At 26.3% G+C, this 24,065-nt stretch carries 25 protein-coding genes; 19 read left to right on the top strand and 6 right to left on the bottom strand.

Translation table 11 applies throughout. The features are described from left to right. Positions 1-38: 38 nt before the first annotated feature. Genes ACH5BH_RS11800 through ACH5BH_RS11785 form a run of 4 tightly spaced genes read left to right on the top strand, consistent with a single transcriptional unit; the run spans position 39 to position 3,951 of the window. Positions 39-593 carry an adenine phosphoribosyltransferase gene (locus tag ACH5BH_RS11800; RefSeq protein ID WP_423298478.1) on the top strand — a complete coding sequence of 185 codons (555 nt, stop codon included), beginning with the start codon at positions 39-41 and terminating at the stop codon, positions 591-593. A 10-nt stretch (positions 594-603) separates the two neighbouring features. Then, entirely contained in the window at positions 604-1,812 is a 1,209-nt protein-coding gene (gene trpB / locus ACH5BH_RS11795; protein WP_423298477.1) for a tryptophan synthase subunit beta, read from the top strand. Positions 1,813-1,826: 14 nt separating this feature from the next. After that, a complete protein-coding gene (locus ACH5BH_RS11790) occupies positions 1,827-2,543 on the top strand; it encodes a DedA family protein (RefSeq protein WP_404307180.1) in 717 nt (238 codons plus the stop codon). Continuing rightward, entirely contained in the window at positions 2,533-3,951 is a 1,419-nt protein-coding gene (locus ACH5BH_RS11785) for a leucyl aminopeptidase (RefSeq protein ID WP_423298476.1), read from the top strand. Before ACH5BH_RS11790 ends, ACH5BH_RS11785 begins: the two co-directional genes overlap by 11 nt. A 20-nt stretch (positions 3,952-3,971) precedes the next feature. On the opposite strand, the gene ACH5BH_RS11780 is transcribed toward ACH5BH_RS11785, so the two are convergent. Further along, positions 3,972-4,775 carry a DNA ligase gene (locus tag ACH5BH_RS11780; RefSeq protein ID WP_423298475.1) on the bottom strand — a complete coding sequence of 268 codons (804 nt, stop codon included), beginning with the start codon at positions 4,773-4,775 and terminating at the stop codon, positions 3,972-3,974. A gap of 277 nt (positions 4,776-5,052) precedes the next feature. Here ACH5BH_RS11780 and ACH5BH_RS11775 point away from each other — a divergent pair, with 277 nt between their 5' ends. From ACH5BH_RS11775 to ACH5BH_RS11760, 4 genes are all read left to right on the top strand, one after another. Then, positions 5,053-5,271, top strand: coding sequence for a cold-shock protein (locus ACH5BH_RS11775; protein ID WP_423298474.1), 219 nt, complete (start codon positions 5,053-5,055; stop codon positions 5,269-5,271). An 80-nt stretch (positions 5,272-5,351) separates the two neighbouring features. Continuing rightward, positions 5,352-5,489 carry a hypothetical protein gene (locus tag ACH5BH_RS11770; RefSeq protein WP_423298473.1) on the top strand — a complete coding sequence of 46 codons (138 nt, stop codon included), beginning with the start codon at positions 5,352-5,354 and terminating at the stop codon, positions 5,487-5,489. Between the two features lie 136 nt (positions 5,490-5,625). Continuing rightward, positions 5,626-6,729: a redox-regulated ATPase YchF gene (gene ychF / locus ACH5BH_RS11765; protein WP_423298472.1), complete on the top strand. Its 1,104-nt coding sequence runs from the start codon at positions 5,626-5,628 to the stop codon at positions 6,727-6,729. A 48-nt stretch (positions 6,730-6,777) separates the two neighbouring features. Continuing rightward, positions 6,778-7,599 (top strand): HDOD domain-containing protein, encoded by an 822-nt coding sequence (locus tag ACH5BH_RS11760; protein ID WP_404307172.1) that lies wholly within the window; start codon positions 6,778-6,780, stop codon positions 7,597-7,599. Positions 7,600-7,619: 20 nt separating this feature from the next. Here ACH5BH_RS11760 and ACH5BH_RS11755 read toward each other — a convergent pair whose 3' ends face one another. The 3 genes from ACH5BH_RS11755 to ACH5BH_RS11745 are packed head-to-tail and all read right to left on the bottom strand — an operon-like array spanning position 7,620 to position 10,935. Then, on the bottom strand, positions 7,620-10,019 hold the full coding sequence (locus ACH5BH_RS11755) for a hypothetical protein (protein ID WP_423298471.1): 2,400 nt from the start codon (positions 10,017-10,019) through the stop codon (positions 7,620-7,622). A 43-nt stretch (positions 10,020-10,062) separates the two neighbouring features. Beyond that, complete coding sequence (gene recO, locus ACH5BH_RS11750; protein ID WP_423298470.1) at positions 10,063-10,677, bottom strand: recombination protein RecO; 615 nt, start codon at positions 10,675-10,677, stop codon at positions 10,063-10,065. A gap of 3 nt (positions 10,678-10,680) precedes the next feature. Continuing rightward, entirely contained in the window at positions 10,681-10,935 is a 255-nt protein-coding gene (locus ACH5BH_RS11745; protein ID WP_404307166.1) for a hypothetical protein, read from the bottom strand. Positions 10,936-11,061: 126 nt separating this feature from the next. Here ACH5BH_RS11745 and ppnP point away from each other — a divergent pair, with 126 nt between their 5' ends. The 3 genes from ppnP to ACH5BH_RS11730 all read left to right on the top strand — a co-directional run bounded on the left by ppnP (position 11,062) and on the right by ACH5BH_RS11730 (position 14,493). Further along, positions 11,062-11,373, top strand: coding sequence for a pyrimidine/purine nucleoside phosphorylase (ppnP, locus tag ACH5BH_RS11740; RefSeq protein ID WP_404307164.1), 312 nt, complete (start codon positions 11,062-11,064; stop codon positions 11,371-11,373). A gap of 157 nt (positions 11,374-11,530) precedes the next feature. Continuing rightward, complete coding sequence (locus tag ACH5BH_RS11735; RefSeq protein WP_423298508.1) at positions 11,531-12,475, top strand: cytochrome-c peroxidase; 945 nt, start codon at positions 11,531-11,533, stop codon at positions 12,473-12,475. Positions 12,476-12,477: 2 nt separating this feature from the next. Continuing rightward, the gene (locus ACH5BH_RS11730; RefSeq protein ID WP_423298469.1) at positions 12,478-14,493 is read left to right on the top strand and encodes an EAL domain-containing protein; all 2,016 of its coding nucleotides are present in this window, start codon (positions 12,478-12,480) and stop codon (positions 14,491-14,493) included. A gap of 59 nt (positions 14,494-14,552) precedes the next feature. Here ACH5BH_RS11730 and ACH5BH_RS11725 read toward each other — a convergent pair whose 3' ends face one another. After that, on the bottom strand, positions 14,553-14,939 hold the full coding sequence (locus tag ACH5BH_RS11725; RefSeq protein ID WP_404307158.1) for a class II SORL domain-containing protein: 387 nt from the start codon (positions 14,937-14,939) through the stop codon (positions 14,553-14,555). Between the two features lie 142 nt (positions 14,940-15,081). On the opposite strand from ACH5BH_RS11725, the gene ACH5BH_RS11720 reads away from it, so the two are divergent. The 3 genes from ACH5BH_RS11720 (at position 15,082) to ACH5BH_RS11710 (ending at position 17,410) form a co-directional block, all read left to right on the top strand. Beyond that, positions 15,082-15,903 carry a thiamine-phosphate kinase gene (locus ACH5BH_RS11720; RefSeq protein WP_423298468.1) on the top strand — a complete coding sequence of 274 codons (822 nt, stop codon included), beginning with the start codon at positions 15,082-15,084 and terminating at the stop codon, positions 15,901-15,903. Between the two features lie 15 nt (positions 15,904-15,918). After that, entirely contained in the window at positions 15,919-16,983 is a 1,065-nt protein-coding gene (gene truD / locus ACH5BH_RS11715; protein WP_404307154.1) for a tRNA pseudouridine(13) synthase TruD, read from the top strand. Between the two features lie 76 nt (positions 16,984-17,059). Continuing rightward, entirely contained in the window at positions 17,060-17,410 is a 351-nt protein-coding gene (locus tag ACH5BH_RS11710) for a hypothetical protein (protein ID WP_423298467.1), read from the top strand. Positions 17,411-17,431: 21 nt separating this feature from the next. On the opposite strand, the gene ACH5BH_RS11705 is transcribed toward ACH5BH_RS11710, so the two are convergent. Further along, entirely contained in the window at positions 17,432-19,621 is a 2,190-nt protein-coding gene (locus ACH5BH_RS11705; RefSeq protein WP_423298466.1) for a methyl-accepting chemotaxis protein, read from the bottom strand. Positions 19,622-19,725: 104 nt separating this feature from the next. Between ACH5BH_RS11705 and ruvA the strand changes: the two genes are divergently transcribed. From ruvA to ACH5BH_RS11680, 5 genes are read left to right on the top strand one after another with little or no spacing between them, the layout of a single operon-like run. Next, entirely contained in the window at positions 19,726-20,295 is a 570-nt protein-coding gene (gene ruvA / locus ACH5BH_RS11700) for a Holliday junction branch migration protein RuvA (protein WP_423298465.1), read from the top strand. Positions 20,296-20,313: 18 nt separating this feature from the next. Further along, on the top strand, positions 20,314-21,354 hold the full coding sequence (locus ACH5BH_RS11695) for a D-alanine--D-alanine ligase (RefSeq protein ID WP_423298464.1): 1,041 nt from the start codon (positions 20,314-20,316) through the stop codon (positions 21,352-21,354). A gap of 2 nt (positions 21,355-21,356) precedes the next feature. After that, positions 21,357-22,076 carry an EstV family lipase gene (gene estV, locus ACH5BH_RS11690; protein WP_423298463.1) on the top strand — a complete coding sequence of 240 codons (720 nt, stop codon included), beginning with the start codon at positions 21,357-21,359 and terminating at the stop codon, positions 22,074-22,076. Further along, positions 22,063-23,508 (top strand): Mur ligase family protein, encoded by a 1,446-nt coding sequence (locus ACH5BH_RS11685; protein WP_423298462.1) that lies wholly within the window; start codon positions 22,063-22,065, stop codon positions 23,506-23,508. Before estV ends, ACH5BH_RS11685 begins: the two co-directional genes overlap by 14 nt. A gap of 11 nt (positions 23,509-23,519) precedes the next feature. Next, positions 23,520-24,008: an HIT family protein gene (locus ACH5BH_RS11680; protein ID WP_404307140.1), complete on the top strand. Its 489-nt coding sequence runs from the start codon at positions 23,520-23,522 to the stop codon at positions 24,006-24,008. Positions 24,009-24,065: the final 57 nt, after the last annotated feature.

Below are 24,065 nucleotides of genomic sequence, written 5' to 3'. Positions count from 1 at the left end.
TATTTCCTAAATATCATCAAAATAAAAAGGGAAATATTTTGGGTTCAAAAAAACTAAATGAAGATGACAAAAGATTATTATTAGACTCTATAAGAGATGTAGAAGACTTTCCAAAGCCTGGTATCATTTTTAAAGATATTACTACACTATTAAATAACAAAGAAGCCTTTGCTTTACTTATGAAACACTTAGAAGATAGATACAAAGATTATAACTTAGACTATATTGCTGGTATTGATTCAAGAGGGTTTATTTTTGGAGCTGCTTTAGCTGATAGATTAGGAATAGGTTTTGTTCCTGTTAGAAAAAAAGGAAAACTTCCAAGTACAACTGTTTGTGAAAAATACGAGTTAGAATACGGTTTTGATGAGGTAGAATTACATCTTGATGCATTTAGGGGAGATACTCATGCAAGAGTACTTTTAATAGATGATATTATTGTAAGTGGTGGTACGGCTTATGCTGCTGCAAAACTTATAAATAAGCTGAATGTTGATTTAGTTGAAATGTGTTTTTTAATGAACATTCAGATTTTAGATGGAGCAAAAAAACTAAAAGAAGTAGCACCAGTTTATTCAGTGCTAGATGTATAAAGAGAGAAATATGAACGATTATATACCAAAACCAAGCAAACATGACCCAGATCATTTGGGACAGTTCGGCATTTTTGGAGGTCAGTATGTACCTGAAACATTAATGCCAATTTTAAAAGAATTAGAAGAAGAATATAATAAATATAGATTTGATAAAGAGTTTTGGGCTGAGGTAAATGAACTTTTAAGAGATTATGTAGGAAGAGAAAACCCACTTTACCATGCAAAAAATATTAGTGAAGAAATAGGTGCAAAAGTATATTTAAAAAGAGAAGATTTAAATCACACAGGTGCACATAAAGTAAATAATGTAATAGCTCAAGGGCTTCTTGCTAAAAAACTAGGAAAAACAAAAATTATTGCAGAAACAGGAGCAGGGCAACACGGTGTTGCTAGTGCAACTATTGCTGCGCTTTTAGGTTTAGAATGTACTGTTTTTATGGGTGCAAAAGATGTTCAAAGACAAGAGTTAAATGTATTTAGGATGAAACTTTTAGGAGCAAAAGTAATAGCAGTAGAATCAGGTAGTAAGACTTTAAAAGATGCTATGAATGATGCTATTAGATATTGGGTTACAAATGCAAGAGACACTTTTTATGTAATAGGAACTGTAGCAGGACCACATCCTTATCCTTTAATGGTTAGAGATTTTCAGGCTATTATTGGCTATGAATCAAGAAAACAGATTTTAGAAAAAGAAGGTAAACTTCCAGATTATGTTCTTGCTTGTATAGGTGGAGGATCAAATGCAATTGGAATGTTCTCACATTTTATAGAAGATGAAGATGTTACTTGTATTGGTATTGAAGCTGGTGGATTAGGACTTGATACAAATAAACATGGATGTTCTCTAGAAAAAGGACGACCAGGGGTTTTACATGGGCAATGCTCTTATCTTTTACAAGATGAAAATGGTCAAGTTTTAGAAGCACACTCTATGAGTGCAGGACTTGACTATCCTGGAATTGGACCAGAACACTCTTATCATAAGGATATGAAAACAGTTCAATATGACTCAGTTACTGATGATGAAGCTTTAGATGCTTTTGTTTGGTTAAGTCAAAAAGAAGGTATTATTCCAGCTTTTGAATCTTCTCATGCTATTGCTTATTTGAAAAAAGCAAAGGATAAATTTCAGGGTAAAACAGTGATTATTAACCTATCAGGAAGAGGTGATAAAGATATGATACAAGCAAAAAGCTTGTTAAATTTCGATTAGTTTTAAGGGTTTTAATGGAACAATTTTTTAAAAAACTTCAACCTCATTCAGGAAAAATTTTAGCTGTAGTTGTAATAACATTTTTTTCATACTTAGGATATAACCTCTATCATGCTCCTGTTTCAGGCTTTGAAAATAAGTTTGTTTATTTATTAAAAGAGTATGGATATATTATTCTTTTCGCATGGGGTATGCTTGAGGGTGAAGCTGGTCTTATTATGGCTGGACTTTTATCTCATACAGGAGATATGAATCTTTATATTGCTATTTTTATTGCAGGACTTGGTGGTTTTGCAGGAGATCAAGTCTATTTTTACATAGGAAGATTTAATAAGTCTTATGTGCATAAGAAATTTAAAGGTCAAAGAAGAAAGTTTGCTTTAGCTCATTTACTTTTGAAAAAGTATGGTTGGCCTATTATTTTTATTCAAAGATATATGTATGGAATGAGAACTATTATTCCTATTTCAATAGGACTTACAAGATATAGTGCTAAAATGTTTGCCTTTATTAATCTTATTTCAGCTTGGTGTTGGGCAGCTATTACAATTGTTCCTGTATGGTACTTTGGTGAAGAGATTTTAAAACTATTACATTGGGCAAAAGAGCATTGGTATTTTGCCTTACCATTTGCACTGGCTTTTGGTGGAAGTATAATATATTATTTTAATAAAGCAACAAAAAAAGTAGAAAGAACAACTTTAGGAAAGGAAATAAATAGTGAAAATTAGTATAAATACAAAAAATTATAAAAAAATAAAAGCAGATTTAGAGATTATTTTAATCAATGAAATTGAAGAAACACAAGATAAAGAACTTTTAGAGAGCTTAGATTTTAAAGCAGTAGATGAGGCTTCTATCTTACTTCCTGAATCGAAAAAGATATATGTAGGTTATGAAGATGATACTTATGATAGTATAGCTATTGCAATAGCAACAGCTGTAAAAAAACTTCAATCTACAAAGTATAAAACAGCAAAAGTAGATTTAACAAAAAGTAATTTAATTGAAAATACAAAAGGCTTAATTGAGGGTGCTTTACTTGGTTCTTACTCTTTTGATAAGTATAAATCAGAGAAAAAAGAAAAGAAAAAACAAGAACTTATTTTTGTAGTAGATGATGAAAATGCTATTGAAGAAGTTTTAAATGACTCAAAAGTTATAGCAAAAGCTGTAAATAAAGCAAGAGATATGGTAAACTCAACTCCTCAAGATTTTTATCCTATGGTAATGGCTGACTTAGCAAAAGAATTAGCTGATGATGCAGATATTGATTGTAAAGTTTATGGTGAAAGTTTTTTAGAAAAAAATCACATGAATGCAATGTTAAGTGTTGGTAGAGCATCTGTTCATGAGTCACAACTTATTCATCTATCATATAAACCAAAAAATGCAAAGAAAAAAATAGTATTAGTTGGTAAAGGTCTTACTTATGATTCAGGTGGATTATCTCTTAAACCAGCTGATTTTATGGTTACAATGAAGCTTGATAAAGCAGGTGGTTGTGCAGTTATGGCAACACTTTGGGCAGTTGCTAAACTTGGACTTCCTTATGAAGTACATGGAATAGTTGGAGCAGTTGAAAATATGGTAGGTGGAGATGCTTATAAACCTGATGATGTTTTAGTTGCTAAAAATGGTAAAACTATTGAAGTGCGAAATACAGATGCAGAAGGAAGACTAGTTCTTGCTGATTGTTTATGTTATGCACAAGATGAGATTGAAGATATTGATTATATTTTTGATTATGCAACACTTACAGGTGCTTGTGTAGTTGGTGTTGGTGAGTACACTACCGGTATTATGGGAAATAGTGATATTTTAAAAAGAAATGCTGTTTTAAGTGCTTTAAAATCAGGTGAATATGCAACAACTTTAGATTTCAATAGATATCTTAGAAAAACTATTAAATCAGAAGTAGCTGATATTTGTAATATTGCAAACACAAGATATGGTGGAGCAATTACAGCAGGTATTTTCTTAGATAATTTTATTTGTGAAGAAAACAAAGATAAATGGATTCACTTTGATATAGCAGGACCTGCTTATGCTCAAAAAGCTTGGGGATATAATCCTTATGGTGGATCAGGAGCGGGTGTTAGAATGACTATAGAGTTTTTAAAGAGTTTAGATAAATAATTTTATAAGAAGAAGCAAGTTTATTCGCTTCTTCTTACTCTTAAAAATGAAGCAAATTTTGGCTTGCCATATTTTGTAAACCCATAATACTTAAAAGTTACTATTTGATTTACTTTAGGATGATTAAGTCTTTGTTTATTTGTAAAACCACCACCTAAGTTAAAAATCACTCCATTTTTAAGTTTTAGTTTTAAGCTTTTAAATTTTCCATCATCATGTTTATTTAATCCTATTACTAATCCTTCCATATCAGAAAATTTTTTTACTTTTAATATATTTTTACTTCTACCTACAAAATAGGACAATTTAGGGTTTTTTAGTATTATTCCTTCTGCTTTTAAATTTATAAGTTTATTTAGATGTTTTTCTAAGTGTTTTTTATTTTTACAAATTATTTGTGGAATAATTTTTATATATTTGTTTTTATTTTTTGTTTGCCAATTTTTTATCTTTTCTAATCTTTTTTTGAAATCTCCTTTTTGATTGGGAACTTCAAAAATATTGTATGTGATTTGAGACCAGTTTTTTGAAGGTGTTTTATCTAATACTATGTTTTGAATATTTTCAAAGTCATTTCTTTTTGTCCATAATTCCCCATCAAGCTCGAATTTTGGAAAATTTTTTGTAAACCAAGTTGGTGCATAAATTTTATTACCATTTTTACTTAAGAGTTCTTTTCCAGTCCAGTATGCTCTTATTCCATCAAGTTTTTCACTCATATACCAATTTTTTATATTATGAGTACTATTTTGGTATATCTCAGGTTCTTGAAGCTCTACTGCATTTGTATAATAAAATAGAAATAATAGTATAAAAAGTTTCACCAATAAGCCTTTATATTTTAATATAAATTATTATATTATTTAAAATCTTAAATATAACAATTCTTTTGCCTTTTAGTCTAAAAAGCTTGCTATTGTTAAACTATTGTGTTACTATGTGTGTACTTTTAAAGATTAACGATTGTAATAGCTTCACTTTGACCTGATTTATATTAATTTAATAACTACATTGATTAAAACTCTCAAATATTTAGATACTCAAACTTTGACTTTATAATAATTTATACAATACTTTTATAGGTATTAACAAGGAAACTCTATGGAAAATAGACACAATGGAACAGTAAAATGGTTCAATAATGAAAAAGGTTTTGGATTTATCCAATTAGAAGATAATAGTAAAGATTTATTTGTACACTACAGTGAAATCAATAGTACAGGATATGGAAGAGTTTCATTAGAAGATGGACAAAAAGTTACTTTTCTAATTGGTGAAGGTCAAAAAGGCGAACAAGCTAAAAATGTTGAAACAGTTTAATTAACTTTTATTTCACATTAAAAAAAGATAAAGCATTGCTTTATCTTTTCAAATACAAAAATTATACAAAAAGGAAAAAAATGACAAAATTGACAACACAATATAAATATCAAGTTCTTTTAAGACTTTTAGATACTCAAGAAACATTAATTGACGCAAGTTCAAAATCAGGACTTACTCTTAAAGCAGCTTCAAATTACTTAAAAAAACTTTCTTAATCTTAAATACCAAAATATAGAATTTAAATACTAACCACTTTATCTAATTCTTTGCATTTTTCGTTTATAATATGCTTTAAATAATACCTTTAAAAGGTTATTGTAATTAATATATTATTATTAAAAAAGGAAATAAATGGGATTAGGTGTAGGAATCGTAGGACTTCCAAATGTAGGTAAATCAACAACTTTTAATGCTTTAACAAAAGCACAAAATGCAGAGGCACAAAACTATCCATTTTGTACGATAGAGCCAAATAAAGCAGTTGTTCCAGTACCTGATAAAAGACTTGATGAGTTAGCAAAAATTGTTGACCCAAATAAAATACAACATTCAACTATTGATTTTGTTGATATTGCAGGACTTGTAAGAGGTGCTAGTAAAGGTGAAGGACTTGGAAATCAGTTCTTATCTAACATTAGAGAAGTTGAAGTAATCTTACACATGGTTAGATGTTTTGATGATGGTAATATTACTCATGTTGAAGGTGATGTAAATCCAATTAGAGATATTGAGATTATTGAAACAGAACTTATATATGCAGATATCACACAATGTGAAAAGAAAATTGAAAAATTAAAAAAGCAATCAAAGGGTTCTAAAGAAGCTGCTGCAATGCTTGTTGTAGCAGAAGCTTTAATGGCTCACTTAAGTGAATTACAACCTGTTAAAACTTTTGAAGATATTGAAAATGATTTATTTTTACAAATGGATAAAGAGTTAAGGTTTTTATCAAATAAAGATGTGATTTATGGTGCAAATATGGATGAAGATTCTTTAATGGAAGGTACAAATGAGTATGTTGAAGCTCTAAAAGAGCATGCAGCTACTGTAAATGCTGATGTAATCACACTATGTGCTAAAATTGAAGAAGAATTAGTTGGTATGGATGATGATGAGGCAAAAGAATTATTAACTGATTTAGGGGTTGAAGAATCAGGATTAGAACAAATTATTCATAAAGCTTTTGATAAATTAGGTTTAATGAGTTATTTCACAGCTGGTAAAGTAGAAGTAAGAGCATGGACTATTAGAAAAGAAACAAAAGCACCACAAGCAGCAGCTGTTATTCATAATGACTTCGAAAAAGGTTTTATTAAAGCTGAAGTTATTTCTTACGAAGATTTTGTAACTAATGGTGGTGAGGCTAAGTGTAAAGAACTTGGAAAACTAAGACTTGAAGGTAAAGATTATGTTGTTCAAGATGGTGATGTAATGCACTTTAGGTTTAATACATAATTGATAGATTTTGTGTTAACATATAAATTATTTTAGTAGGAGTTTAACTTGTCATCTATAAGCATATTAGAAAAAATAGAATCTCTTCCTCCACTTCCTAAAACTATTAGTGAAATAGAAGAGTTTAGAAGAAAAAGTGATAAAGAAGCATTTGAATTACTTCAAATTGTAGAAAAAGATGCTTTGATTATTTCTACATTATTAAAAATTTCAAATTCAGCAATGTTTGGATTTAGATCTAAAGTAGAAACACCAAGTAGAGCTATAAATTTATTAGGAATTAATTTTACTATTTCTATTGCAATAGGTGGAACAGTACAAAATCTACTTATGTCAAATTTAGAGCCTTATAGTATAAATAGTGATGATTTTATGAGAGCATCAAATTTATCATCAACATTAGCTCATTTATGGGTATCAAAATTTGATTATGATTTAAAAGAAGAGTTATTACTTCCTGCTCTTTTACAAGAAGCAGGTAAATTTATTTTAGCTGATATTATTGTTTCAGATAAAAAAACTGAGATATTTAAAACAAAGTTAGCACAAGGTGAAGAAGTTGCTGCTGTTGAAAAAGAGTTAGTTGGTTTATCAACTTCTGAAATTACAGCAAAAATATTTAGACATTGGAAATTAAGTGATAATTTAATTGATATGATTGAGTATGTTGATGATGTTGAGAAATGTTCTCCTTCAATTAAACAAAAAGCTCAAATATTAGATGTAATTAAAACAGCTTGTAATGTAACAGATCCCTTAAGTGATGAAAATTGTGAAAAAGCGATAAATAAAGCTACAAAATATGGCTTACATACTAAATCTTTAGAGAAAGCTATCGAAACACTTCAAGATAGACTTTTAGATGAATAATTAAGGTTTAATTACCTTAATTATTTAAATTCATAAAATCCACTTTTACTATTTTTAGCTAAAGCAATACCATATTCTGCTTTTTCTAGGATATTATAATTCTCTCCCCATGTTGCAGATATTTTAAGTTTAGGCTTTATTATTATATTTTTATAGTTAATTTCAACTTTTTTGATTTTTTCAATTATATTAGAGTACTCTTTTTCATTTGTAATAATTCCTAATGAAGGCCCATATATTCTATATGTAACTGCTAATTCATTTATTTGTAGTGCAAAATGTTTGAAAATTTCATTGCCATTTTCATAGTCATATTTCTTATTGATTTGTTCTAGGTTTTCAAAAAATATTTCTATAAAAACTATTGTTTCATTCTCTTTTTTTTCTAAGTCTTCTATTAATTTATTTTTATTAAAAGTTTTTGTTACCGAGTCAATATATATTGGAATACTTTTTATATAACTTATGATGATATTCTTTAAATTTTGTTGTATATAAGACTTGTTTTTTTTATAAATTTCTTGAAATATATCTTCATATACACTTGAATATGCTATTCTTAACTTATATCCTTCAAATAAATGTAGTTCTGTTTTTTTGTAACCTAAATCTACTAATTTACACTTCTCTTCACACAAGCCTTCAACTGCACAAAAGATTAATCCATGAAATATTTCATTTGATATAAACTCTTCTATATTTTTATCTAAAGAGTCATTACTTAAACCTTCTTTTGTAAATATTTCACTTACAATATTAGTTAGTTTTTGATTTACATTATACTTTAAGTTAATTTCAAAATCATTTGAATACTTTTCTATAAGTTTATTTCCAATATCTTTAAATTTAGAAGATGAGTTTATTGTTTCAAATATCTCCAAATCTTTTGCATGATTTTTGCCTAGATTAAGTAGTACAATGTCATTTAGTTGATTATAGTGACTTTTTAGTTGCAATTTACCATTTATATTTATATATTTATAGAAAAACTCTTTTGTAATTTGTAAAGATTTTTCATCATTATAATAAGAATAATAAACAGATAATGATAAATAAAGTTTAAAGTAATTAGCCATTAAATGTGAGGCTTTTTTGTTTTTTTCTATATATGAAGTTACTTTAGAGTGCAAAAAGTTTTTGATTGTTTCATTTTTTGTTTTGGTTAATTTAAGAATAATTATATCACATAAAGACAATTTGTAATATTCATAATAATCATTTTCAAATTTATCCTTTTGTATTAAAATCTCTAATGTTTCTATTAGTTTATCATCTTTTATTTTTTCTGAATATAGAATAATTAGTAATATGATTTGCATATTATTTATATTGAATTCTTTCTTTTTTAAAAATTCTTCTACTATTTCTAAATAGTTTAAATTATTATTTGTTTTTAAATTGTAGATATACGAAAAGTTTTCAAGTAAATTATTGCTAAATTCCTCAATACTATTTATCTCTTCTTTCTTTTTATGAGTTATGATTTTTTCATAAAAAGATAAAATATCTTTGAGTTCTGTTATTATATTTGTATCTTTTAAGTTGTAATTATCTTTAAGTTTATATGTTAAATTTGATAATAAAATGCTAATAGAATTTAAAAGTATAAGATAGTTTTCTTCTTTTTTTTCATCTTCTGAATAAAGAGTGCTATTTAATACTTCATATCCATCATATATTTTTTTAAAGTTGAAATAAAACTCTTTAATTAGGTATTTATAGTCTTTGTTTTCAATCTCTATGTAAGGTACATGAGAATACATAAACAAAAAGTTTCCAAGAATATTGTTTAAGATATTTATTTTGCTATTTTCTAGTTTTATTTTAAATTTTGTTATATTTATTGTTTCTGTTATTAAATCAATTATATCTTTAATATCTTTCTTTCGATAAATATCATTTGAATTTAATGTACATATTTTATTTAAACACTCTAGTAGTAATTGATATTGTAAAAAAGAAGTTTCAAAATGGTTTTCTTTTTGCTTTTGTATTGTATCTTCATATTTTCTAAAAAGTGAAGCCAAGTTATCTAAATCAAATACATTATAACTTTTAAATAATTTATAATCTTTACCAAATGATAAAAGGTTTAATAGTATTACTATTTCTTTGAAAAAAACTATTGAACTATTATTTAGTATTTCTTCAAGTCTATTTTGAATATGATTTGTAAGGTATGCTTTAAAGTGAATATTATTATTTATCTCATCTTTTATATCTAAGGGAATATCTTTTTCATCTAAAAATAGTTTTGAAATATATTCAATAAGAGCATTATAGTCATCATTGATATTATACATAAAAGATTTATTTGTATTTGTTTGAATATTATATTTATTTAATAAATTTTCAACAACTAAGTCTTCATTATCCATATCTAGGTAATAGCTAGCATCATTTGACGTTATACTTGACATAAAAACTCCTATGTTAACGTCTTATATTATAGTACTTTTTTACTTATAAACCTTGCAAAATTATATTCCAAAGATATTCAACTTCTTCATCTGTAAAGCTAATGAGCTTTTTTTCTTCAAATAATTCTTTTATTTTTTTTATATCAAATACTTTACTATATGTACATTTAGCATGAACAGGTAAAAAGCTTCTTACTAAAGATATATCTTTTTTTATAACATTTTCACAAAGTAAACATTCATAATTTGTATGAAGCCTACCTTCATGTTCAAGTAAATTTATATAAGTTTCACAAATTGCTCTTAGTGCATTTTGCTTAATCATTATATGAGTTAGATAATCTAGTAAATAAAAATAATATGAGTCTATTTCTTCTAAGTCTTTTAAGTGTGGATGAAAAAGTTTAATAAATCTTTGCCAGCAATACATCTTTTCATAATCTAAAATCCATTCAAAACCTAATTGAATAACATCTTTAAGTCTGGGTATATTAGCTCTTGTATTTTCTAGTTCAAAATCTATTTTATACCCAATATTTATATTAGAGTGTCTTGCACCATAGAATCTATAGGTTGTATATAAATGATTTTCTGTAAGAATAGTAACAATTAAGTCATCATCTTTTACAGGCTTTATATCAATAATATAACCTTTCAATTATTATTTTTCCTCTAACATCTCATTTATTTCTTCAATAATCTCTTGGCACTCTTCATCATCAATATTACCCTCATCTAAATCTTTAAGCATTTCTTTAAAATCATCTCTCATTTCTTGAATTGCAGAAAGTTCTTCTTTTGTTCTTTCATTATCTTTTTTAGAAGCAATTAATTCAAATAACTCATCAATATAATCTTCAACATGAGTTAGTACATCATTTTTTATAAGTTGTTCTAATTGTTTTTGGATAGTCATTTTTTCCCTTAATGTATAATACAGGGATTATAACAAAAAACAACTACTCTTTTGCTTGAATATTCATTTAAAATATATTTTAAATATGATATGATAATTATAAATAATTATGTAAGGAAAATGTAAATGGCAGAATTTAATAATGTATCTATTGCAAAAGCTGCAAATATTTTATTTGAAGGAAATATTACTAGCAGAAGTATTGAATTTGAAGATGGTTCTAAAAAAACATTAGGAATTATGTTAGAAGGTGAGTATGAGTTAAATACTGTTCATTCGGAGATTATGGATATTCAAAGAGGTAAACTTGAAGTTATGTTACCAGCAGAAGATTGGGTAGAATATGAAGGCCCAGCTACTTTTGAAATTCCAGCAAATTCAAAATTTAAATTAAAAGTACATTCATTAGTTGATTATTGTTGTTCTTTTGTAAAATAAATTTTTCTTAACAATGCGGTTATAATCGCATTGTAAAAGAAAAAAAATCTTAAAAAATAAATATTATTTATTATCCAATAAAAATAATAATAACTTGTAAAAAACCCATTAAAACATCTTTATTTTAAGCTTTAAATAAATATAATAATTGTTAGATATGATTATTATTAACAAAATACAAGTTCTTTCATTTTTAGTTTTATTATTGTCCACTTTAAAGGCACAAGAAATATTTAAACCCTTGCCAACTCAAATACAATATGATGTAGAAAAGGTAAATTTAGGTAGAGAATTGTTTTTTGAACCTTTGCTATCTAAAAATAAGAAAATATCATGTTCTTCATGTCATAATCAATATGGAGCAGATAAACTAAAGTTTAGTTTTGGAGATGATAATAAATTAGGTAATATAAATACTACAACTGTTTTTAATAGTACTTATAATTTAAGTTTTTTTTGGAACGGAAGAGTTTCTTCATTAAAAGAACAGCTTCTTGATGGTCCTATTTATAATAATCATGAAATGAACAGCTCTAAAAATCTTATTCTAAAAAGATTAAATGAATCACAAAAATATAGAAAATTGTTTAAAACTGTTTATAATAGAAACCCAAATTTTGAAGATGTAATTGATTCTATAGTCGCTTTTGAAAAAACATTAATCACTCCAAATTCAAAATTTGATAGATACTTACGAAATGAAATAAAATTAAATAAAGATGAAAAAAAAGGTTTTGATCTTTTTAATTCTTATGGTTGTGTATCTTGTCACAATGGAATAAATATTGGTGGAAACTCATATCAAAAATTTGGAACAATAATTGACTATAAAAGTAGTGATGATCAAAAACTTTGGACAGATAGGTTTGCATATACAAAAATGCCAAAAGATAAGGATGTTTATAGAGTTCCTAGTTTAAGAAATGTAGTTAAAACATCGCCATATTTTCATTCTGGAGATATAAGAGAATTAAAAGATGCAATAAGTTTAATGGCTTATTATAATTTAGGAATTATGTTAGAAGAAAAAGAACTTCAATTAATAGAGGCATTTTTAAATACTTTAACAGGTGATTTGCCTAAAACATGGATAAAGAAATAGTTATGAAAAAACTAAACTATAGAGTCTTTGGGATTTTTATTTTATTGATTGGAGTATTTTTATTTGCAATAAATCTAAAAAATGATTTAGATAGATTTAATAAAAATTATAATCATTTAATTGAAACAAGCTATAAAATTAAATATAATACTATTAGTCATTTACAAGAAATAAAAAATTCAATAATTTTTTTACACTATAATAATGATAATATTGTTTTAAAAATAAAAGAAAATAAAAAACTTATTAGGGAACTTAAATATCTTTTTAACTATTCACATACCTTTGATTTAATAAATAAGTTTAAACTTCAATATAAAGAGTTTGAAGATTTAACTTATGATTTTATGAGAAAAAATGCAGAAGTAAAAAACTCTCTTAGTAATTTAAATAGAAATTTAAATATCTCAAATAATTTTGATTTTGAATACTCTTTAAGATTAATTGATATTATTTCTAAGTTTATGCTTATAAATGGTTCTTTTGATATAAATAAAAATATAAGTGATGAGCAATACTTGTTTTTTAAGTCGTATAAAGCAAATGAGTCAAAATATGCTTTAATGTTTACTCATATTGACTTACTTTATAAAAGTATTCCTAAATTAAAAATTATATTAAAAAAACTTCAAAATGCTAAAATATATGAAACTAATGAAAAAATATTTACAATGTTAGAAAAAGAATCTAATATTTTAAGAAGAGAAATAAAATTAAAGTTTTATATAATACTTTTTGCATATATATTTTCTATGATTCTTATTTTATATTATATTTCTAAATCAATTAAAGATAATAAAAATATCCTAAAACTCAAAACAGAAAATGAAAAAAAGCTTTTTTATGATAGCTTAACAGGACTTTTAAATAGGACTTCATATTCTTTAGTTTCAAGAAAAAAAAATAGAACATTAATTTTAATTGATATTATTGATTTTAATAAAGTAAACTCATTAGTTGGATATGAAGGAGGGGACTTTTTATTAAAAGATATAGCTAAGATATTAGATTCTAAATTTGATAAAGTGTACAGAGTTGGAGTTGATCATTTTGCTATTTTATTTGAAGACAAAAGTTTAGATGATTTAGTTCGATTATCTAAAAACCTTTTATTAGAACTTGATAATAATAAGTTTGTATATAGATCAATAGAAGTTCCTGTAAGTGTAAATATTGGAATCTCAAATATTCGCTCTTACTTAAAAAATGCAGAAATTGCTATTTCTAACTCGAAAAAAAGTTTTAATAGGGTTAGTATTTATAAAAAAGAAATGAGTGAAAAAGAAGAAACACTCAAAAACTTTAATATGTTAACTCAAGTAAAACAAGCTATAGATGAAGATAAAATAAGACCATTTTTTCAAGGAATTATTGATTTAAAAACTAAAAAGATAGTTAAATATGAAGCTTTAGTACGTTTAATCGATGAAAAAGAAAATATTATAAGTCCTTTTTTCTTTTTAGATATAACTAAAAAATCAAAACTTTATCCTGAGATTACAAAAATAGTAATTAAAAAAAGTATTGAATTTATTGAAAATAAAAATAAATGTGTATCTATAAACTTATCTTATCAAGATATAAATGATAATAATACATTAGAGTTTATATATAAAACTTTATATGAAAAGAAAGATATAGCTTCATTTATAACTTTTGAAATATTAGAGAGTGATGAAATAGATAATTATGCACATTTATATACATTTATTGAAAAAATAAAATCTTATGGTTGTAAGTTAGCTATTGATGATTTTGGAAGTGGATATTCTAATTTTACGCAATTATTTAATTTAAAACCTGATATTGTAAAGATAGATGGAAGTTTGATTAAAGATATAAATACAAATAACAATTCAAAAAATATTGTAGAATCAATAATAAATCTATCTAAAAAAAGTAATATTCAAACTGTAGCTGAATTTGTGGATAATAAAGAAGTTGAAGAAACAATAATAAAATTAGGTGCAAATTTGGCACAGGGATTTTATTATACAAAACCTGAAGATCTTTTATAAATAAAAAAGGCTTAAAAGCTAAAAGCTTTTAAGCCTTTTTAAATATTGGTATGTTTGAATTATGCTTCAACAGTTACTTGAACTGGAGTTGATTCCCATATACCATGCTTAGTACAGTATCCGTGAGCTACTAAGTTTAATTTTTTACTAGTTGGAATAATTGTAAAAGTTGTTGTATTATGAGCTTTAACATTTCCTAATGTACCTGGAACATAAGTGGCTTTTGCTAATAATGTTTCACCATTAAATAATGATACTGATTCAATAAAGTGATCAAAATCATCTGGGTGAGTATATTCGTTACCCATTTTAACAGTTACTTCAAATGGTTCACCTGCTTTTGCAGTTTCAGCACAGTGGATGAATGGTGAGTGTCTATCAATTAAATCTTTTTTTGCTTCTCTTTCAACAGTGTCAATGTCAACATATTTATTAATTTTTGGCATTTTGTCTCCTAATAATTTTAATTTGACTATTATTATACTATAAGTTTCTTAAAATTAAATAGGATAAAAACTATCCTATTTAAAATATAACTTTTTCGTAACAAAAAAGGGCTTGTTTTATTCTTCTTTGGTATAATTGCGTATGAATAAAGAAGATTATTTTATAAAACAGTTTTCAAAAAGTGATTTTATTGGTGATGATGCTGCTGTAGTTGGCAAATGGTCATATTCAAATGATGCTTTTTTTGAGAATGTTCATTTTAAAAAAGAATGGATGACATTAAGAGAAATAGCATACAAATCTATGCTTGTAAATATTTCAGATGCTATTGTAATGAACTCATATCCTAAATATGCTTTATTAACAGTTGCTATTCCTAAATCTTATACTAATGATGATTTAAAACAATTATCAAAAGGTTTTAAAAAAGCAGCAAAAGAGTTTAATATAGAGATTATAGGTGGAGATACTATAGCAAATGAAAAATTAGATATTTCAATTACAATTATTTCAAAAGTAAAAAATCCTATATTTAGATCAGGTGTAAAAAAAGATGATTTAGTTTGCTTTACAGGAGATTTAGGAACTTGTAAAAAAGACTTAGAAAAACTTTTTAGAAATGAAAAGGTTTCTAAAAAGTCAAAATTTATTAAACCTAAATTAAAATCAAAATTCTTTTATGAAGCCTCTAAATATATAAATGCTTCTTTAGATATTTCTGATGGATTATTTTTTGAATTAGAAAGACTTTCAAAACAAAGTAAAATAGGTTTTGAGTTTTTTCAAGAAATTAGTAATGAAGTTGGAACTTCAGGAGAAGAGTATGAAATACTTTTTACATTTAACAAAAAAAATAAAAATAAAATAGAAAAAATAGCAAAAAAACATAATGTTAAGTTAAATATATTTGCTAAAGCAATAAATGGTTGTTATAAAACAAAAGCAAATAACCATCATTTTTAAAACTAAGGAAAATTATTGGAACAATTACAAAGATATTTAAATCATGCAAAAATTGATGTGGTATTTAAACAAACAAAAGATGACTTCGTTGTAACAGAAGTACCTTTATATGAGTTTTCTGGTGAGGGTGAACACCTGATTTTGAAGATTAGAAAAAAAGATTTATCTACATGGGATGCAGTTGAAATAATTTCTAATCATGTTGGTTGTAAGGTAAGAGATATTGGATATGCAGGATTAAAAGATAAAAATGCAATGACTATTCAATCTATTTCTTTACATAAAAGTTTTGAAGAGAAAATAAATAATTTTGAACATCCAAATATTAAAATTCTAGAAAAAACATATCATAATAATAAAATTAAAGTAGGACATTTAAAAGGAAATAAATTTTTTATTAGATTAAAAAGGGTTAATTTAATTGATCAAAGAAAAATAGAACAAGCTTTAAGCAGTATTGTCACTCTTGGTATGCCTAATTATTTTGGTTTTCAAAGATTTGGTATTGAAGGTGATAATTATAAAAAAGGTAAAGATATTATAGATGGTAAATTAAAAGAAAAAAGAAGAAATCTAAAGCAAATGTATATAAATGCTTATCAAAGTTATCTTTTTAACTCTTGGCTTTCAAAAAGAATAGAAATATCAAAACTTATAGAAGCTTTTGAGCCAAAAGAAGTTTATGAAAAGTTAAATTTACCTCTTGATGTAGTTAAACAAATGAAAAAACAAAAACATCCATTGAAATTAATTACAGGAGATTTACTATCTCATTATCCTTTTGGAAAAATTTTTACAATTGAAGATTTAGAAACAGAATCAAATAAATTTTATGAAAGGGATAGAGTTCCAACAGGACTTTTAGCAGGTAAAAGAGTTAAAAATAGTGAAGGTTTAGCTTATGAAATTGAAAAAGAGTATGATGCTAAAACTTTTCAAGATGGCGCAAGAAGATTTGCATGGGTTTTCCCAGAGGAAGTTGAAAGTAATTATAAAGAAGATAAGAATTGGATGGAGTTACAATTTTATTTACCAAAAGGTTCTTATGCAACTGAATTAATTGCAGAAATAATTCATTAATATTTATAAAGTAATTTTTCTTATCATTAAGTAAAAATAAGTTAAACTCATGTATTAAGTACATTAAGGAAGATATATGAAGTATGAAGAGTTGATACATGAGTTATGTGATGTGATAAAACAAACAGAAAATAATGCTACACTTATATATGAGAATTTACAAAATATCTCAGACTTAACAGATAACTTAAGTGTAATTGAACATGATAAAAATAGAATTAATAGTCAAGTATCTGATGCAATGGGTCATCTTCAACATCAAGATTTATACAGACAAAGAATAGAAAAAGTTGTTAATTTTGTTTGTGAAAAGCATGATATTGATAAATCTCAATATAATATCGCTAATAGTGCAAAAAATATAGACAGTGATGATAATTTAAGCGAAGAAGAATTAGAAGCGCTTATTAAACAAATGCAAGCTTAATAAAGAAGTTAAATAACTTCTTTATTTCTCACAAGCGTCTTTTTTAAGACGATTTAAATTTCCAAAGATTTTTAGTGTTGTTATTTCCACTTCTTTTGCTCTTTCATTTAATATTTTATTATCTTCTTTATTAGCATTTTTATCTACAAGTAACTGTAAATTATCATGGAATTCTTTTGTTAAATTATTTAATTCTATCATTGTTTCTGTATTTTGTTTTTTTCCTGAATTTCTATGTTCTTCACACCAATTTTTAAGTTTTATATCTTCTTGAATTTTCCATGAATTGTAACTCCCAAGTTTAGAGTATGTTTCATCTTTTTGTCTTAATAAATCGACTTTTAATTCTGCTGTATCATAAACTAAATCTACATCACAAACCTTGTTTAAAGCTTCTTTTAAAAATGAAGCCCTAGATGCAGCTGTTACTAATGAATCAGACATTTCTGCTATATTATTAGCCATACTTGAAATGTCATTAGCAACTTCTGCGTTTCTTTGTGTAGCTTGATCTAATGTATTAATTGCATCATTAATTTGAACAATACCTTTTTCTTGCTCTCTTGAAGCAATAGCAACTTCTTCAATTGTTACAGTTGTGTTTGAAATATTATCATTTAACTCTTTGTATCCTGTAATCATTTCATCTGAAATTACTTTACCTTCTTGCGCTTTATTAGTTGCAGCTTCTACTATTTCTTTAATCTCTTTAGCAGCTTCTGCACTTCTACTTGCTAAGTTTCTTACTTCTTGAGCAACTACAGCAAAGCCTTTTCCTGCTTCACCAGCTGTTGCTGCTTCCACTGCTGCATTAAGTGATAGTATATTTGTTTGGAATGCAATTTGATCAATAACTTCAATAGCTTCATTAATAGAGCTAACTTGTGTATTTATCTCATCCATAGAACCAGCAGTTCTATTTGCTAAACTTTCACCTTTTTTAGCAGAGTTAGTCACACTTTGTGCTAATTGTGACATTCTTTGTGTTGCTTGCGTATTTGATTGAATATTAGATGTTATTTGTTCAAGTGCTGCTGCTGTTTCTTCAAGTGATGAGGCTTGTTGATTAGACGATGTAGATAAATCTTTAGAGGCACTTGAAAGAACATTTGTATTTTCTTTTAGAGAATCACCAGTATTCATAATCATTGCTAAAATTTCTGAAGTATTATTTCCAACTAATTTTATCCCAGATGCTAAAGAACCTAAATCTCCGTATATCCCTTTGTCATCAATTTTGTAGTCAAATTTAGATTCAGAATATTTTCTAAGAGTTTCATTGATTTTATCAAGTGTTTCTTTTGTATGAGAAATCATTGCATTAAGTTGATTTTTTAAATTTTCAACATGAGGGTTCGAAGCTGTACTTTCAACTTGATAAACAAAGAAACCACTTGCAGTTTTTTCTAAAATATCATTTGCTTCTTCAATTACAATTTCATCTTTTTTAAGACCAGCTCTTACTTTTTTCATATATTCATTAAATAAATCTGCAACTTCTCCTACTTCATCCTTAGATTGTACATCAAGTGTAATTGTAGGGTCATTTGATTCTAAAAGCTTTTCAAAGCCTTTTTTTAAGTCACCAATAGTATTTGTAGCTCTTTTTACTATAAAGAATACAAATAAAATTGTAACCCATCCAGCAATAGTTGCTACAACTAAAATATGTACTAATAAATCCCAAATTTCATCATCTGCTTCATCAAGTGAAAATGTTAAGTCCATAACACCAATTACATCACCTTGAGCTTGATTTGCATGACATAATAAACAGTCTTGAGTAGCAACCATAGGTTTAATCATTCTTAAAGCATGTCCATTTTCATCTTGAGTTTCTAATAGTAAAGGTTTTTTTGTTTCAAATGTTTTTAGTATTTTTTCATCAGTTGTGTAAGTTGAGCCTTCACTTGGATACATTTCCATTAAAGGTTTACTTTTGGCTACTGTTAAGTTTTTTACACCTTTTATTTCTCTTGCATCATCTTCTGCTTTTTTTATTTGAGCAGGGTCACCTGTATTCATAGCATTTCTTAAACTTTGAAACATTGCAGCATTTAACATTTCTAAGTTTTCTTTTGTATTTTCAATTGTATTTCTACTAACTTCTTTTGTACTAAAATATACAATAGTTAAAGTACTAATAGTAAGTAAAACCAAAAGAGAAAATATGATTTTATTACTAATCTTTTTTGTTACTAATTCAAACATTATGGTGGCCTTTAAATTTAAGTCTATTTATTATATAATCAACTTTATTTATAAAATATTAATTGTAACATAAATATAACACAATTTTTAAGAAAAGTAGGAAAATGATTGTAGGTCTTGAAGGAAAAATAACTAAAAAAGAGCCAACGTTATTAAACATCAATGTAAATGGTATAATCTACGAAGTTAACGTCTCTCTAAACTGTTCTCAACGTATCACAAATAATGAAATTTCATTGCTAATAACACAAATAATAAGAGAAGATGCAAATATCCTTTATGGCTTTTTGGATCCTAATGAAAAGAAGCTTTTTGATACTGTTATTAAGATAAATGGAGTAGGGCCAAAAGTAGCTCTTGCTATATGTTCTACTTTTACTGCAAGCTCATTTTCTCAAATAGTTACAGACAATGATGTATCAATGCTTAAAAGAGTTCCAGGGATTGGTCCAAAAGGTGCAAGTAGGATTCTAGTGGAGTTATCAGGATTTATAGTAGATAGTGATGATGCTTTAAGTGAAGAAAACTTAGCTGCCTCAGCTTCTCTTGAAGCAGCGCTTGCTTTAGAGTCTCTTGGCTTTAAAAAAGATATGGTTTCAAAAATCTTAAAAACTTGTAAAAGTACAAATACAAGTGATTTAGTAAAAGAAGCTCTTAAAAAATTACAAAAATAAAATCACAAAAGGAATTTAATGAAAATAGCAATAGTTTTTGGTGGGATAAGCTTTGAACATGAGATTTCAATAGTAAGTTCAATTGCAATGAAAGATGTTTTAAAAAATGAATTAGTCTATATATTTTTAGATGAAAACAGAGAATTTTATCATATCCCAACAGATGTAATCAAATCAAAACTTTTTAGTTCAGGAGATTACAAAAAATTTGATAAATTAAGTATTGCGAAAAATGGTTTTTATAAAAAAGGTGGATTGTTTTCTAAAGAAAAGCCATTAGACTTTGATATAGCATTAACACTTATGCATGGTGGAGATGGTGAAGATGGTGTGATAGCTTCACTTTTTGAATTCTATAATATTCCATATTTAGCTCCAAGAGTTGAAGCTTGTGTAGTTAGTTCAAATAAGTTTTTAACAAAAGGTTATGCTTCATCTGTAGATGTAAATGTAGTTGACTATAAATACTTTACAAAAGGTGATGAAGTAAAAGTTGAAAAATTCCCTGTGATTTTAAAACCTGTTAAATTAGGTAGTTCTATTGGTGTTTCTATTGTAAAATCAGAAGAAGAATTAGCGTATGCTTTAGATGTTGCTTATGAGTTTGATGATGCAATTATAATTGAGCCATTTATCAGTGGTGTAAAAGAGTATAATTTAGCTGGTACTAAAGTAAATGGAGAGTTTAAATTCTCTATTTTAGAAGAGCCACAAAAAGCCGAGTTCTTAGATTTTGATAAAAAATACCTAGACTTTTCAAGAACTTCTAAAGCAAAAGAAGTTGATCTTGGTGTTGAGTTAAATGAAAAAGTAAAAGAAGCATTTAAAAGAATTTATAATAATCTATTTGAAGGTTCAATTATTAGATGTGATTTTTTTGTAATAGATAATGAAGTTTATTTAAATGAAATTAACTCAATCCCAGGATCTATGGCAAACTATTTATTTGATGATTTTAATGCTTTATTAAATGAAGTCGCTTTAAATCTTCCAAAAAGAAAACATATACCAATTTCTTATGAGTATGTAAATAAAATTCATAGTGCAAAGGGTAAATAGTTTTGGCAAAAAAGAGTGTAAAAGTAGAAAATAAAGAGTATGAAATCTCTTATGAACTTGTAAATCCAAGCGCAAAAAAAGATTTTGTAGTTTTACATGGTTGGGGTTCAAATAAAGAGATTATGAAAAACTCTTTTGGAGCATATTTGAAAGATTTTAGGCATATTTATATTGATATGCCAGGTTTTGGTAAAAGCCATACTTCTTATGAACTTACTACACCTTTATACGCCAAAATACTAGAGGAGTTTTTGTCTGAATTGAACTCTTCAAAAGAGATAGTTGCGGGGCATTCTTATGGCGGAAAAGTAGCAACACTTCTAAATCCATCATATTTAGTACTTTTAAGTAGTGCAGGTATTTTAGAAGAAAAAGCTTTTGACGTAAAAGTAAAAATTGCTATTTCAAAATTTTTTAATTTTATTGGTTTAAAAGGTATTACAAAAGCCTTTAGAAGTAAAGATGTAAATACTATGAGTGAAAATATGTATGCAACATTTAAAAATGTAGTAAATGAAGATTTTAGCTCAAATTTTAAAGCTTTTAAAAATCAAGCATTAATTTTTTGGGGAGAGAAAGATACAGCTACTTCCTTAGATTCAGGTAAAAAAATAGCCTCTTTAATTAATAACTCAACATTTATATCATATCATGGTGACCATTACTTCTTTGCAAAAAATGCAAAAGATATTTGTGAGAGAATAGAAAATGCAATACCTTGAATATTTTAATATATTTACACATATAGTTTTAATAATGAGTTTAGGTTGGTATCTTATTACTAACCTTCAATGGTACAACTATAAAATTGAAAGAGTTGTTTTAAAACATCATAAATGGCAATGGCATATTACTTACTTTTTAGCGCCTATTGTTCTTTTTTATTTAATACCTGAGATTTATTATTCTATTTATTTTTATGCTTTATATTTAGTTAGTTTTATTTTATGGAATAAGAAACTTGATAAACCTTTAGTTTTAACTGCTAGAGTAAAAAGATTTCTATCAATACTTCTTTTTACAACTTTTATTTTAACAGCTCTTTGTTTAGCTAGTCAAGCTTGTGCAAATAAATTTATCTTTGCCCCACTTATATTAGCTTATGGTATCTCAACAATTTTAGAGAAGATATTTTTTATCTCTTTTAAACATAAAGCTAAGCAAAGATATGAAAATATTAGAGGTTTAAAAACTGTAGCTATTACAGCTTCTTTTGGGAAAACTTCAATAAAAAACTTTTTATACCATATCTTAAAAAACAAATATAAAACATATAAAACACCAAGATCTGTAAATACAATTGCTGGTATTGTTTTAGATGTAAATAGAGATTTACCTGATGATACTCAAGTTTATATTGCAGAAGCAGGTGCTAGAGTAAAAGGTGATATTGAAGAAATAGCAATGTTTTTAGAACCTCAAATTTGTGTAGTTGGATCAATTGGTGAAGCTCACATTGAATACTTTAAAACTATTGATAATATTATTCATACAAAAATGGAACTTTTAAAATCTCCAAAGTTAGAAAGAGGCTTTGTTCATGAATCAACACATATAAAAGATTATGACACTATTACAAAGTTTCCAAATGGTTTACACGTAACAAAAAGTGATTTAAATGGTATATGGTTTGATGTTGAAGTTAATGGACAAATTGAACATTTTCATGCACCAGTTTTAGGAAGTTTTAATGCAATAAATTTAACAGCAGTTATTTTAGTTGCACACCATTTAGGTATGAGTATTGATGAGATTAAATTAGCTCTTCAAAGTCTACCTCAAGTTGAACATAGACTTCAAAAAATTGAAGCAGGTGGGAAATTAATTATTGATGATTCTTTTAATGGAAATATTGAAGGAATGCTTGAGGGAATTAATATTTGTTCTTCTTATGAGGGAAGAAAAGTAATAATCACACCTGGTCTAGTTGAATCAACAGATGAAGCTAATATTTTATTAGCAAATGAAATTAATGAAAAATTTGACCTTGCTATAATAACAGGAGATTTAAACTCTCATTTATTAAGTTCAAATATTGATGAAAGTAAAGTATTTATTTTAAAAGACAAATCAAAAATGCAAGAGATTTTAGCCCAAAAAACAAAAGTAGGTGATTTGATTCTTTTTGCAAATGATGCACCAAACTTTATATAGGATAAATGAAAATGGAACACTTATATGCCCCATGGAGATACTCTTACGTTAGCGAAGAGAAAATTGAAGGTTGTATTTTTTGTCATATTTCAAAAAACTTAGATGATGAAAAGCTTCAAGTTTTATTTCATGATGAGTATTGTTATGTAGTTATGAATAAGTTCCCATATTCCCCTGGTCATATCATGGTAATTCCTCATTTTCATACTGATAAAATAGAAGATTTAGATGATAAAACATGGGAAGTTATAAGTAAAAGAGTAAGACAAGGAGTTAAGCTTTTAAAAGATGTTATGTCTTGTGAAGGTGTAAATATTGGTATGAATTTAGGTAAAGCAGCAGGTGCTGGAATAGCACAGCATGTACATTATCATATACTGCCAAGATGGCTTGGAGATACAAACTTTATAAGCTCAATTGGAGGCAATAGAGTCTATCCTGCTGATTTTGATGAGATTTTTAACAAATTGAAAAATTCTACTTCAAAATACTTTATATAAACATTCAATTAAAAAAATTATATTATAATATTTCCACATATTTTAACTACTAAAATA

This window comes from Arcobacter rhizosphaerae (assembly GCF_049472155.1).
Lineage (GTDB): Bacteria > Campylobacterota > Campylobacteria > Campylobacterales > Arcobacteraceae > Arcobacter_B.
This window is presented reverse-complemented; position numbering and strand designations above follow the sequence as displayed.